This is a genomic window from Actinacidiphila yanglinensis (assembly GCF_900107965.1).
GTDB lineage: Bacteria > Actinomycetota > Actinomycetes > Streptomycetales > Streptomycetaceae > Actinacidiphila > Actinacidiphila yanglinensis.
The window spans coordinates 485,883-497,997 of record NZ_FNVU01000005.1 but is presented as its reverse complement, the minus strand read 5'-3'; the positions used below and the strand labels follow the sequence as shown (position 1 = coordinate 497,997).

The 12,115-nt window shown below is 72.9% G+C and carries 10 protein-coding genes and 1 pseudogene; 3 read left to right on the top strand and 8 right to left on the bottom strand.

Annotated features, from left to right (window positions below):
* Both C4U44_RS14825 and C4U44_RS14820 read left to right on the top strand, forming a co-directional pair.
* Complete coding sequence (locus tag C4U44_RS14825; protein ID WP_103886213.1) at positions 1-1,035, top strand: RNA polymerase subunit sigma-70; 1,035 nt, start codon at positions 1-3, stop codon at positions 1,033-1,035.
* 224 nt (positions 1,036-1,259) lie between these two features.
* Positions 1,260-2,405, top strand: a complete 1,146-nt coding sequence (locus C4U44_RS14820) for a metallophosphoesterase (protein WP_235032099.1) — start codon at positions 1,260-1,262, stop codon at positions 2,403-2,405.
* A 20-nt stretch (positions 2,406-2,425) separates the two neighbouring features.
* On the opposite strand, the gene C4U44_RS14815 is transcribed toward C4U44_RS14820, so the two are convergent.
* Both C4U44_RS14815 and C4U44_RS14810 read right to left on the bottom strand, forming a co-directional pair.
* Positions 2,426-3,649: a hypothetical protein gene (locus C4U44_RS14815; RefSeq protein ID WP_103886211.1), complete on the bottom strand. Its 1,224-nt coding sequence runs from the start codon at positions 3,647-3,649 to the stop codon at positions 2,426-2,428.
* Between the two features lie 89 nt (positions 3,650-3,738).
* Positions 3,739-4,290: pseudogene (locus tag C4U44_RS14810) on the bottom strand (SigE family RNA polymerase sigma factor); the annotation flags it as partial.
* A gap of 336 nt (positions 4,291-4,626) precedes the next feature.
* On the opposite strand from C4U44_RS14810, the gene C4U44_RS14805 reads away from it, so the two are divergent.
* Complete coding sequence (locus tag C4U44_RS14805) at positions 4,627-4,932, top strand: hypothetical protein (RefSeq protein ID WP_103886210.1); 306 nt, start codon at positions 4,627-4,629, stop codon at positions 4,930-4,932.
* A 104-nt stretch (positions 4,933-5,036) separates the two neighbouring features.
* Here the strand turns inward: C4U44_RS14805 and C4U44_RS14800 are convergent, their stop codons facing one another.
* The 6 genes from C4U44_RS14800 to araD form a co-directional block, all read right to left on the bottom strand.
* Entirely contained in the window at positions 5,037-5,615 is a 579-nt protein-coding gene (locus C4U44_RS14800; RefSeq protein WP_103886209.1) for a snapalysin family zinc-dependent metalloprotease, read from the bottom strand.
* 157 nt (positions 5,616-5,772) lie between these two features.
* Entirely contained in the window at positions 5,773-6,684 is a 912-nt protein-coding gene (locus C4U44_RS14795; RefSeq protein WP_103886208.1) for an ABC transporter permease, read from the bottom strand.
* Complete coding sequence (locus tag C4U44_RS14790; protein WP_103886207.1) at positions 6,681-7,604, bottom strand: ABC transporter permease; 924 nt, start codon at positions 7,602-7,604, stop codon at positions 6,681-6,683. The genes C4U44_RS14795 and C4U44_RS14790 overlap by 4 nt, the downstream gene beginning before the upstream one ends.
* Positions 7,601-8,944, bottom strand: coding sequence for an ABC transporter ATP-binding protein (locus tag C4U44_RS14785; RefSeq protein ID WP_103886311.1), 1,344 nt, complete (start codon positions 8,942-8,944; stop codon positions 7,601-7,603). The genes C4U44_RS14790 and C4U44_RS14785 overlap by 4 nt, the downstream gene beginning before the upstream one ends.
* A 14-nt stretch (positions 8,945-8,958) precedes the next feature.
* Complete coding sequence (locus tag C4U44_RS14780; RefSeq protein WP_103886206.1) at positions 8,959-10,227, bottom strand: extracellular solute-binding protein; 1,269 nt, start codon at positions 10,225-10,227, stop codon at positions 8,959-8,961.
* A 68-nt stretch (positions 10,228-10,295) separates the two neighbouring features.
* Positions 10,296-12,035 (bottom strand): L-arabinonate dehydratase, encoded by a 1,740-nt coding sequence (araD, locus tag C4U44_RS14775; protein WP_235032098.1) that lies wholly within the window; start codon positions 12,033-12,035, stop codon positions 10,296-10,298.
* Positions 12,036-12,115 lie beyond the last annotated feature (80 nt).

Genomic DNA, 12,115 nt, shown 5'->3' with positions numbered 1-12,115 from the left:
GTGACCTGGTACGGACCCGACCGGGAGACCGGCACTCCCGACGGCGAGGCGTTCGCCGGCGCCACCGAGCCCTTCCGGCGGGAGCTGCTGGCGCACTGCTACCGCATGCTCGGCTCGGTCGACGACGCCACCGACGCGGTCCAGGAGACCTACCTGCGCGCCTGGCGTTCCTACGACGCGTTCGAGGGCCGGTCGTCGGTGCGCACCTGGCTCTACCGGATCGCCACCAACGCCTGCCTGACCGCGCTGGCGCACCACAGCCGGCGGGTGCTGCCGTCCGGCCTCGGCGGTCCGGAACCGGACCCCGAGGCCGCGCCGGTACCGGCCGCACCGGGTGTCCGCTGGCTCGAACCGCTTCCCGACGTGCTCGTGACCCCGGACGCAGCCGATCCCGCCTCCGTCGTCCTCGCGCGGGAGGACCTGCGGCTGGCGCTCGTCGCGAGCCTGCAGTACCTGTCCGGCACGCAGCGCGCGGTGCTCATCCTGCGGGAGGTGCTGTCCTTCCCGGCCGCGGAGGTCGCCGCCATGCTCGGCACCACCACGACGGCGGTCAAGAGCACGCTGCAGCGCGCCCGCAGCCGGCTGCGGGAGGTGTCCCCCGCGGCCGACGAGATCACGCCGCCCACCGAACCGGCGGCCCACGCGTTCCTCGACCAGTACATCGCGGCCTTCCAGAACGCCGACGCACCGGCCCTGGAACGGCTGCTGCGCCGTGACGCCACCCTGGAGGCGACCCCCTTCACCACCTGGTTCGCCGGGAACGCGACCTGCGTGCCCTACCTCCGTACCTGGGTGCTGGGATCGCCCGGCGACTGGCTCATGCTGCCCACGCGCGCGAACGGGCAGCCCGCCGCGATGGCGTACACCCGTGATCGGCGCGGCGGCTACCAGGCGTACGGCGTGGTGGTGCTCACCGTCACCGTCGGCGGCATCAGCCGGATCACCTCCTTCCACCAGCCCGCGCTGGCCGCCGCGTTCGGCTTCCCACGGCGGCGGGCACCGGGCAGCGTCGCGACGGCGCCGCGTGGCGGATGATGGGGGGTGACGGCAGGACGGCGGGTGTGAGGGGCGGCGCAGTGACGGAGAGCGAATCCATCCGGGCGGAGGCGGGGACGCGGGCGCCCGGCGGGGAACCGGAGCGCGCACCGGCCGGCGCCCGGCCCGCGGCCGACAGCGCGCCGGACGCCGGGGCCGCGCCCGGAACCGGGACCGAATCCGGGACCGGTGGCGAGCCCGGGAGCGGGCGTCCCCGGGGGTCGCTGCGCCGGCGGCTGGGCACCACCGTCGTCTTCCTCGTCCTCGCGCTGCTGTTCGTGCTGCCCTGGTGGACGCTGTTCGGCTCCGGCGCCGGCTGGCCGTTCCCGGTGTTCCTCGCCGGCACCGTCGTCTTCGCCGTCGCGCTGGTCTCCTTCCCCTTCCTGATCACCGCGGGCCACGGGCGGCGGCGGGCCGACCGCGCGGCTCGGATCGCGGACAGCACCCTCGGGGTGGTCTGGGTGCTGTTCACCTGGTCGGTGCTGGGCGGCCTGGTGCACCTGGTGCTGCTCGGCCTCGACGCCGGCGGCGCGCACCGCGCGAGGATCGTCGCCGTGGCCGTCGCCGCGGTCTCGGCCGTGCTGCTGGCCTGGGGCCACCACGAGGCCATGCGCGTGCCCCGGGTGAAACGGGTCGACGTCCGCGTGCCGCGGCTCGGCGCCGGCCTCGACGGCACCCGCGTCGTGGTGCTGGCCGACACCCACTACGGGCCGATCGACCGGGCCCGCTGGTCGGCGCGGGTCACCGAGGCGGTCAACGCGCTCGACGCCGACGTCGTGGTCCACGCCGGCGACATCGCGGACGGCACCCCCGCCCAGCGGCAGGAGCAGTCCGCGCCGCTCGGGACGATCCGGTCGCGGCTGGCGAAGGTCTACGTCACCGGGAACCACGAGTACTTCGGGGAGGCCCAGGGCTGGCTCGACCGCATGGCGGACCTCGGCTGGGAACCGCTGCACAACCGCCATGTCGTGGTGGAGCGCGGCGGGGACCACCTCGTCCTCGCGGGCGTGGACGACGTCACCGCGGAGTCCTCCGGCCTGGCCGGGCACCGCGCGAACCTGGCCGGCGCGCTGGACGGGGCGGACCCGGACCGGCCGGTCCTGCTCGTCGCGCACCAGCCCAAGTACGTCGGGCAGGCCGCTGCCGCCGGTGTCGACCTGCAGATCTCCGGGCACACCCACGGCGGCCAGATCTGGCCGTTCCACTACCTCGTCCGCGTCGACCAGCCGGTCGTCCACGGCCTGAGCGAGCACGGCGAGCGCACCCAGCTCTACACCAGCCGCGGCACCGGCTTCTGGGGCCCGCCCTTCCGGGTCTTCGCCCCCAGCGAGATCACCCTGCTCACCCTCCGCGCCACCACCACCGCCTGACCCGCCCGGCCCCGCCCGGTTCAGCGGTGGGCGAAGACGGGCTCCCAGCCTCCGGGTGACGGTTCGTCAGTGGTCGTGTGCCGTGGCCCGGAGAGGGGAACCTCCTTGCTGCCGCCGACGGTGACCAGCACCAGCCGTGTGCCGAACTCGTTCGTGCTGCCGGGCATGATGTCCCACGCGATGAGGTGCCTGTCGTCGACCCAGGCCAGGAGTACCTCCCCCCGTTGCAGCGCGACCCGCTTGCCGGTGACCGGGTCGAGCACCTCGGTGGCGGTCGACCAACCGTGGCCGGCGGAACCTCCCGCCATCAGGGTGCCGTCGGGGGACAGCCCGGCCGGCACGCCCTCGGTGTCCTCGTACTTCTCCCTTCCCGGCGCGGGCACCGCGGTGCCGTCGAGACGGCGGAAGACGGTCACGGGCGCCGTCATCCTCCGGTCCATCAGCAGGGAGCCGTCGGCGCTGAACAGCAGCGCCGAGCCGGATCGGGGAAAGGCCTCGAACGGCACGGAGACGTCGGGTGCCACCGGATGCCACTGCGACGCTCCGGACGGCAGGTCGACGACGGCGAAACCGGTACGGGAGTACTCCGCCCGCGGCTGGTACGTGTCGTTGACCATGGAACGTTTCGCCCAGAACAGGCGGTTCGGGTTCTGGTCGTAGGTGGTGACCACCGCCTTGCCGCCGTCCGGGGAGACGGCCACCGCGCCGGCGCCCTGCGGCACCGGGATCCAGCGGGTCACCTGGTCCGTGGCGAGGTCGAGGAGGCCCACCCGGCGTGCCGGCAGGGTCTGTTCGATGACGACGGCGGTGCGCAGCCCGGGGGCGACGGCCACGTCGGACCAGCGCGGGTCCGAGGTGTAGCGGCCGGTGCGCGGGTTCAGCAGGTGGTAGGTACGGGTCTGGATCACGTCGTGGTCGGGCTGGCGCACGCTCCGGGTCGAGTAGTAGGCGGCCAGCACCTGGTCACCGGCCGCGATGCGGTCGAGGGGCGGCGACTGCGACGGATGGCTCTCGACGCCGCTGACGCCCGAGCTCTCTGACGGGCCGTTGCCACCCCGGTCGAGCGCGGTGGGCGTGATCACCGCGGCGGTGACGGCCGCGACCGCGACGACGGCGGCGGTGAGACCGCGGTTCCTGCGGCGGACGCGGCGGGCGAGGACCCGCTCGGCGAGGTCGGCGGGCGCGGGCCGGGCGGACGCCGCCTGCTCGTGCAAGGTGTCACGGACGAGTTCGTCGAAGGTCACGGTCGTACCTCCACAGGGGTGCCGGCGGACGCGGGACTGGCGTCGCCACGGTGGTCGTCGGAAGGCGGCGCGGGAGTGGTGGGCCGGCCGCGGGCCTGACTCCCCGTGGCTTCCGCGTGCGGCGAGTCCGGCCCGGCGGGCTCGTCGAGGGCGCCCCACTCGGGTACCAGAGCGCGCAGCCGGGCGAGCGAGCGGTGGGTGGTGGAGCGCACCGTGCCGACCGAGCAGCCGAGCATGCGGGCCACTTCGGCCTCGGGCAGGTCCTCGAAGTAGCGCAGGACGAGCACGGTGCGCTGGCGGGTGGTCAGGCGAGCCAGGGCCCCGCGTATCACCAGCCGCAACTCGGCGGCGCCGGTGCCGTCACCCCCGGCCGCCCCCTCCGGCGGTTCGGCGACGGTCAGTTCCTTGCGGCGCCCCTTCAGCCGCCACCGGCTGACCTGCTGCCGGTACAGCACCTGCCGGACGTACGCCTCCGGTTCGTCGATCCGGTGCCACCGGTTGGCCACCTTGACCAGCGCGTTCTGCAGCAGGTCCTCCGCCGCGTGCCGGTCGCCGCCGCTGAGCAGCACGGCGGTCCTCAGCAGCGCGGTGGATCGGTTCGCCACGAACTCCCGGAACACGTCCTGGTCTTCGGCATCCATGATCACCTTCGCTCCCCGGCGGCCCGTTGCCCCCTCCTGCCGGTACTGACGCCTGCCGACGGCCCCCGCTATGCCTCACCTTTGCAGGCACTGTGCCGCCACGGACACCGCGCTCGCGTCGAGGACACCATGTCCCGGCGCGTCCAGGCCTTCTGCCCGGGCCGGGCCGGGCCGGTCGACGGTGTGGCGATCCGACAGCTCCCGCGGTACGGGGTGTGCGGCCGTGACAGGTTCACCGCCGCTCTCCGCCCTAGGGTCGAATCTCGACCAATGGAGGGTCAACGCACCCCCGTTGCCCCTTTCGAAGCAGTGCCAGCCATAAGGACCTACCTCTTGATGATCGCCGCGCGCGTGAAGAAATTCACTGCATCGGTCGCCCTTGCCGGCGGCATGGCCGCCGCAGCTCTTGCCCTCACCGCGGGACCGGCCTCCGCCGCGACCGCCTCGGCCGCTCCGACGGTTGCGGCCGACGCCAACTACTACATCTTCACCTACGACAACCCGGCCTCGTGTGCACGGGACAGGGATATCAACCAGGCGCAGAACGCGGTGGACGGAGGGTACTTCTACTGCGGCGGGGCCAATGCCACCGAGCTCTGGTACCACGGGGACCACCCGGTCCCGGCCGAGGGTGGCAGCTGACCTCACCGAGGCATCGAGCCGGAGAGGGGCCGCGTCCGGGATCCGGGGCGCGGCCCCTCGGGTCTGCCTCAACCCGGTTGCCGGTGAGGCGAGGTGACGGTGGATCAGTGGGCCGCGTTCGACCAGACGTCGACCACGATCTGGTGGTGCTTCACGCGCGGAGCCGCCGCGTCCCCCGCGTAGGTCCGGTCGACCTGCGCCGCCTCGGCCGCGCTCGGGAGGGCGTTGGTGCAGGAAGTGCCGGGTCCGTGGCCGGACATGAGCTCCGAGCACGGGCCGGTGTAGTCGTCGAGCAGACCGAAGATGTGCCCGGTCTCGTGCGCCGCGATCCGGGTCGCGTCGTATCCCTCGTCCAGTGCCTCCTGGCCGAGTTGCACCTCACCGCTGTCGCCGGGGAAGACCGGCCCCAGCGTCGTCTGGGGCCAGCCGGCGGTCGCCACGTAGACGTAGTCGGCGGAGCCGCGTGAACTGGCGGGCTTCAGTTGCACGTTGTGCAGGGCGGCGTTCCAGTTCTGCGCTCCTTGCGTGATCGCGCTCGCCCACTGCCCCGCCTGGCTGTCGTCGTAGGTCAGGGTGACCACCGCCGCGGTCGCCTTCGGCGCGGACTGCGCCGATGCGACGGCGGACGTCGTGCCCAGCATCGCCGGAACCAGCGCCGCCACGGCGACTATGCGCTTGATCATAGGCTCGTGCACCTCCTCGGCATCGATTGCCTCACACGCCACAAGGGCACCATCAGGATGGCGGCCTCCACAAGTAGCCGGCTCCGCACGTTCGCCGAATCGGCGCGAAATCGCTCGGGGTTGCCCACCCGGCCGGGTGCCCGACCGCTCCTTCCGGTCAGTCCGACGAACGGGTCACGAGCTGGGTGGGATTGACGAAGCGGAGCGCGACCAGCAGCAGGACGGCCATCGTCCCGGTGTAGAGGACGGCCATTGCGTCGATGGACTGGGTGCTGCGGATTCCGGCCGAGTTGACCGCGGAGAACAGCGCCACGATGAGGGTCTGGCTGGTCGGACCGGCGGTCAGGAAGGTGAGTTCGAACATGCCGAACGTCCGCACCAGCACCAGGATTCCGGCCGCGAGGATGCCCGGCAGCAGCAGCGGCGCGAGGATCCGGGTCAGCACCGTCCAGGTGGAGGCCCCGCACATCCGGGCCGCCGCCTCGATCTTCGGGTCGACCTGCTCGATGAACGGCGTCATCGTGAAGATCACGAACGGGATGGACGGCACCAGGTTCGCGAGCACCACACCCGTGAGCGAGCCGGCCAGGTGGAACTTGTAGAGCACGGTCGCCATCGGGATGCCGTACGCGATCGGCGGGACCAGGATCGGCAGCACGAACAACGTGGTGAGCAGCTTCTTGCCGGGGAAGTCCCGGCGGGCCAGGGCGTAGGAGGCGGGCACCGCCAGCACCAGCGACAGGAGCACCACGAGGAAGGTCACCTCGACGGTGGTGCCCAGCACCTGGCCCAGCGAGAACTCCTTCCAGGCGTCGCTGTACCAGTGGCCGGTCCAGCCCGAGGGCAGCCAGCTGGCGAACCACCGGCTGCCGAGCGAGTCGACCAGCACGGTGCCGATGACCCCGAGCAGGTTGACGAAGAAGAACGCCAGCACCGCCCAGGTGAGCCAGGTCCCCGGCCGCAGGGCGAGCCCCCCGCGGCGCCGGGCCGTGGCACCGGGAGCGGGGCCGGTGGCCGGAGCGGGCCCGGAGCCCGCCGTGGAATCGGCCGCGTGCACGCTCGCGCTCATCCCTTGCCTCCGGTGGATCCGCGGTAGAGCCGGGAGCGCAGCACGGCGACGGCGACCAGGACGACGAGCATCAGCGCGGTCATGATCATCGCGTCGGCGCTGCCCTGCGCGTAGTCGAAGCGCTCCAGGGCGGCCTGGTACGCCTCGATGGAGATGACGTGGGTGCTGCCGTTGGGGTCGCCGACCATCATCGCCGAGGGGAAGACGGCGAACGCCAGCACGAAGCACAGGCTGAAGGTGGTCAGCAGCCCGGGCAGCAGCAGCGGGAAGGTGATGTACCGGAACCGCTGCCACCAGCCGGCGCCCAGCGTGGACGCTGCCTTCTCCAGGCTCGGGTGGATGCCGGAGAGGTACGAGTGGGTCAGCAGGTAGGCGAAGGGGAAGCCGCTGATGATCAGCGAGAGCAGCACCCCGGTGTAGTTCATGGTGAGGTGCATCGGCGAGTCCGCCAGCCCCAGCAGGTGCAGGGTGCGGTTGAACCAGCCGGCCGGGCCGTAGAACTCCAGGATGCCCTCGGCGGTGAGCACCGTGCCCAGGGTGATCGGGACGACCAGCAGGGCGAGCAGCAGCCGCTTTCCGCGGAACTCGCGCCGCATCCGGTACGAGATCGGCACGGACACCCCGACGTTGATCAGCGAGGCGGGCAGGGCCAGCGAGAAGGTGGCCCAGATCGACTTGCGGGAGAACGGCTCGGAGAAGAACTGCCGGTACGCCCCGAGGGCGCCGCCCTTGGCCGGCTGGAAGGACAGCTGGAGGCCGTACAGGAACGGGTAGCAGAACAGCGCGATCACCGCGAGCGCGGCGGGCAGCACCAGCAGCAGCGTCCGGTCCACGCCGCGTTCGGCCAGCCGGTGGCGCAGCGCCGCCTTCGGCTCGCTCCCGGCCGGGATCGTCGCGCCGCTCGTCGCAGGACCGCTCACCGGGACCCCTCCTCAGCGGACTCGCCGGACCCGGCGGACGCGGTGGATTCAGCGGACGCGGTGGGCTCGGACGAATCGCCGGGCTCGGACGAATCGGCGGACTTGGCGAGCGTGGCCGGCCCAGTGGATTCCGCGGACCCCTCGGGCCCGCCCGGCTCGTCAGGCTCCGCGGACCCGCCGGGCTCCGCGGACCCGCCGGGCTCCGCGGCCCCGGCCGGCGCACCCCCCGCCCCGAACACCAGCGCACGCTCCGCGTCCACCGCCAGCGCGATCGCGTCGCCCGGCCTGACCTCGCGCCCGGCCCGGAGGTGGACGCGGTCGCCATCGGCGGTGACCGCCTCCACGTGCAGCACCCTGCCGTGGTACTCCACGATCTCGGCCACCGCCTCGGCGACCCGGGGCTCGCCCTCCTCCGCGATCCGCACGTCCTCCGGACGGATCGCGACGGTCACCTGCTGCCCCTGCGTCACCCGCGCGTCACCCACCACGGTCCCGGTCAGCCGCAGTCCGCGCCGGGCCGCGACCACCTCAGGCCCGCGCGCGGACACCACCTCGAGCGCCAGCAGGTTGCGGTAGCCCATGAAGGCGGCGACGTGCGGGTCGGCGGGGTGCTCGTACAGCTCGGCCGGGGTGCCGATCTGGCTGACCCGGCCGGCGTCCAGGACGACCAGCCGGTCGGCCAGGGACAGCGCCTCCTCCTGGTCGTGCGTCACGTAGAGCGTGGTCAGCCCGAACTCCTGGTGCAGCCGGCGGATCTCGCTGCGCATCTCCAGCCGCAGCGCGGCGTCCAGGTTGGACAGCGGCTCGTCCATCAGCACCAGGGGCGGCTCCATGACGATGGCGCGGGCGATGGCCACCCGCTGCTGCTGGCCGCCGGAAAGCTGCCCCGGGTGCTTGTGGGCGTGCTCGCCGAGCCGGACCAGCCGGAGCACCTCCTCGACCCGCCGCTGGATCTCGGCCTTCGGCACGCCGCGCATCTTCAGCCCGAAGGCGACGTTGGCGCGCACCGTCAGGTGCGGGAAGAGGGCGTAGTTCTGGAACACCATGCCGAAGCCGCGCTTCTCCGGCGGCACGGTGTCCACCCGCTTCCCGTCCAGCAGGATCTCGCCCGCGGTCAGCGGCAGCAGCCCGGCCAGGCAGTTCAGCGCGGTCGTCTTGCCGCAGCCGGAGGGGCCGAGCAGCGCGACGAACTCACCGCCCCTGACGGTCAGATCGAGCGGGTGCAGGGCGGTGTACGCACCGTACGCGCGGCTCATGCCGCGCAGGCGCAGCTCGCCGAGCTGGGAGGCGGCCCGGACCCCGCCCGCCCTCGTGGCGGGCGTCCTCGCGCTGGCGGTCATGTCGGTCACCGTGCTCACTTGGTCGAGCCGATCCGCTTGTCCCAGAGATCGAACGCGGTCACCTGGGCGGTGGCGGGCAGCGAGTTCTTGATCGGGTTGCCGGAGATCCAGGAGTCGAAGCGCGGGTCGCCGTACTTCGCCAGGGTCGCGCGGGAGGCGGCCGGGGCCTGGGTGATGCTGACGTCCTTCACCGCGGGGCCGGGGTAGAAGTACCCCTGGTCGTAGGTGACGGCCTGCTGCTCGGGCGTGAGGATGAAGGCCAGCAGCTTCATCGCGGCGATCAGCTCGTCGTTCGAGACGCCCTTGGGGATGACGCCGTACTGCGCGTCGCTGACCCAGGTCATGCTGTCGAACTTGGTGACCCTCATGGACTTCGGCACCGTGCCGAGCGCGCGCGGGTTGATGTACCAGCCGGTGGTGCTGGCCATCAGGTGCGTGGTGCCCTGGGCGATGTTCGTCATCGTCGCCGAGGTCTTGGACGGGTAGGCGGCGGCGTACTTGTTGAGCTCGGTCAGGTACGCCCACGTCTTGGACCAGCCGTTGGTCGGGTCGGTCGGGTCGGAGTCGCCGAGCAGGTACGGCAGGCCCATCAGGAAGGTGCGGCCCGGGCCGGAGTTGCGCGGCTGGGCGTACTGGAACTTCCCCGGGTTGGCCTTGGCCCAGTCCAGCAGGGCGTCCGTGGTGGTGGGCGGGGTCGGGACCTTGGCGGGGTCGTACTCCAGCAGCGGGCCCGAGGGGTACCACACCAGCTCGATGCCCTGGTCCTGGGCCAGCGTGGCCATGGCGGCGGCCGAGGGCTGGTAGTTGGACATCAGGTCGGGGAAGAACGCGGGGTAGTACGGCTTGAGGTCGTACCACAGGCTCTTCTGGATGCCCGCCGACAGCCCGTCGGTGCCGGTCAGCACCAGCTGGATCTGCACGTTGCCCGCCTGCTGCTGCGCCTGCACCTTGGGGGCGAGTTCGGGGGCGGTGCCGGTGGTGGTGGTGATCTTGGAGACGTAGCCGGGGTTCGCCGCCTTGAAGGCGTCGATGATCGGCTGGGTCAGGGCGAGGTTGCCCGCGACGTCGAGGATGTTCAGCGTGACCGGTTTCGAGGGCTTGCCGGCCAGCGCGGTGGGGGCGGCCGGCTTGTCGTCGGAGTTGCCGCTGCTGGGCGCGCCGCAGGCGGCGAGCACCGGACCGGCGGCGACGGCCGTGGCGAGGGTGCCGAGTACCCGGCGGCGGGGCAGCCCCTGCGGGCTGCTGGGGGACGTTCCGAGCGGGGAGGTGCCGGTGGGGGACATGTCCGGTGGAACCCTTCGGTCGCAGGAAGTGGGCGTGGGCCGTACTCCGATGGGGATGTGACGGGACGTCAGCTGGGGTCGGGTGCCGGGTTGCGGCCCGGCCTGGCGAGGAAGTCGAAGTCGCAGCCCTCGTCCGCCTGGGTGATGTGTTCCGCGTACAGCGCGCCGTAGCCGCGCTCGTAGCGGGCCGGCGGGGCGCGCCACTCCCGGCGGCGGCGCTCCAGTTCGGCGTCGTCGACCACCAGGCGCAGCAGCCGCCGCGGGACGTCGAGGGTGATCGGGTCGCCGGTGCGGACCAGCGCCAGCGGACCGCCGATGTGCGACTCGGGGGACACGTGCAGCACGCAGGTGCCGTAACTGGTGCCGCTCATGCGCGCGTCGGAGATCCGCACCAGGTCCTTGACGCCGCGCTCCAGGAGGTACGCCGGGATCGGCAGCATCCCGTACTCGGGCATGCCCGGCCCGCCCAGCGGTCCGGCGCCGCGCAGCACCAGCACGGTGTCCTCCGTGACGCCGAGCGCCGGGTCGTCGATCCGCTCCTGCAACTCGCGGTAGGAGTCGAAGACGACCGCGGGGCCGGTGTGGGTCAGCAGCCGCGGATCGGCGGCGAGGTGCTTGATGACCGCACCGTCCGGCGCGAGGTTCCCGCGCAGCACGGCGACGCCGCCCTCGCGCGACACCGGGTCCTGCGCCGTGCGGATCACCGTGGACGCGGTGCCGTCCGGGCCGTACGCCTCCGCGCCCTCGTAGTAGGTGCCGAAGTCCTTGCCGGTGACGGTGATCCGGTCCGGGTGGAGCGCGCCTGGCACCTCGGAGAGCCGGCGCAGCAGCGCGGGCAGCCCGCCGGCGTAGTGGAAGTCCTCCATCAGGAACGCGCCCACCGGCCGGACGTCCGCGAGCACGGGGACCCGGCGCCCGATCCGGTCGAAGTCGTCGAGGGCCAGATCCACGCCTGCCCGCCCGGCCATCGCGACCAGGTGGATCAGCGCGTTGGTGGAACCCCCCAGCGCCAGCACCGTGGTGGCGGCGTCCGTGAAGGCGTCCCGGGTCATGATCCGCGCGGGCGTCAGCTCCTCCCGGACCGCCGCGACGGCGCGGGCACCCGCGGCGGCGGCCATCCGGTGGTGCGCGGAGTCCACGGCCGGGATGGACGAGGAGCCGGGAAGGGCCATGCCCAGCGCCTCGGCCGCCGCGGTCATGGTGGAGGCCGTGCCCATCGTCATGCAGTGCCCCGGCGAGCGGGCGAGCCCGCACTCCAGCTCCGCCATCTCGCACCCGCCGATCCGGCCGGCCCGGTACTCGTCCCAGTACGCCCACAGGTCGGTGCCGCTGCCCAGCGTCCGGCCGCGGTGGTGGCCGCGCAGCATCGGCCCCGCCGGCACCACCACGGCGGGCAGGCCGGCGCTGGCGGCGCCCATGAGCAGCGCCGGAACGGTCTTGTCGCACCCGCCCATCAGCACCGCCCCGTCCACGGGGTAGGAGCGCAGCAGTTCCTCCGCCTCCATGGCGAGCAGGTTGCGGTAGAGCATCGGGGTGGGCTTCTGGAAGGTCTCCGACAAGGTGGCGACGGGGAACTCCAGCGGGAATCCGCCGGCCTGCCACACCCCGCGCTTGACCTGCTCGGCGCGCTCGCGCAGGTGCATGTGGCAGGGGTTGATGTCGGACCAGGTGTTGAGGATCGCGATGACCGGCTTGCCCAGGTGCTCCTCGGGCAGGTAGCCGAGCTGCCGCATCCGGGAGCGGTGGCTGAAGGTGCGCAGCCCGCCGTCGGCCGCGCCGCCCTCGCCGAACCAGGCCGCGCTGCGCAGCCGCGGGGCCGGGGTGTCGTGCGCCTGCCCGTTCACCGGCCCGTGCGCCGAGCCGTTCGCCGGACCACCCGCCTGCCCGT